We start from the raw sequence: 510 nt of genomic DNA, 5'->3' as shown, positions 1-510 counted from the left end.
CCAGATCATAGGTCGCAGCAACCACGCCGCTCTCGTTCCGGCCCAGCTCTTCCAGCTTCTCGCCGGTGTGATCGGTGACAAAGGACGAGCCATAGAAGACCTGGCCGTCCTCATTGCCGATACGATTGGCGGCGATCACGGGAATGACGTTCGAGACCGCATGCCCCTGCATCGCGCGCTGCCAGCGGATAGCGGTGTCGAGGCTGTCGTCGTGCGGCTCCGACCCGATCGCGGTCGGATAGAGCAGCACTTCAGCGCCCAGCATGGTCATGCAGCGGGCCGCTTCCGGGAACCACTGGTCCCAGCAGATACCGACACCGATCTTGCCAGCCTTCGTGTCCCAGACCTTGAAGCCGGTATCGCCCGGGCGGAAGTAGAACTTCTCCATATAGCCGGGGCCGTCGGGAATATGGCTCTTGCGATAGATGCCCAGCGCCTTGCCATCAGCATCCAGCATGACGAGCGAATTATAATAATGCGGCCCGTCGCGCTCATAGATCGAGACCGGAA

The 510-nt window shown here is 61.4% G+C and carries 1 protein-coding gene; it reads right to left on the bottom strand.

Annotation, left to right across the window (positions count from 1 at the left end):
• Positions 1 to 510, bottom strand: a 510-nt coding sequence (locus PKF00_RS45120; RefSeq protein ID WP_369011210.1) for a nitrilase-related carbon-nitrogen hydrolase, incomplete at both ends; no start/stop codon positions are given.

The sequence above is a fragment of the Streptosporangium carneum genome (assembly GCF_027922005.1).
GTDB lineage: Bacteria > Actinomycetota > Actinomycetes > Streptosporangiales > Streptosporangiaceae > Streptosporangium > Streptosporangium carneum.
Note: the sequence above shows the minus strand (reverse complement) of the source record. Positions and strands in the feature narration are given on the sequence as shown.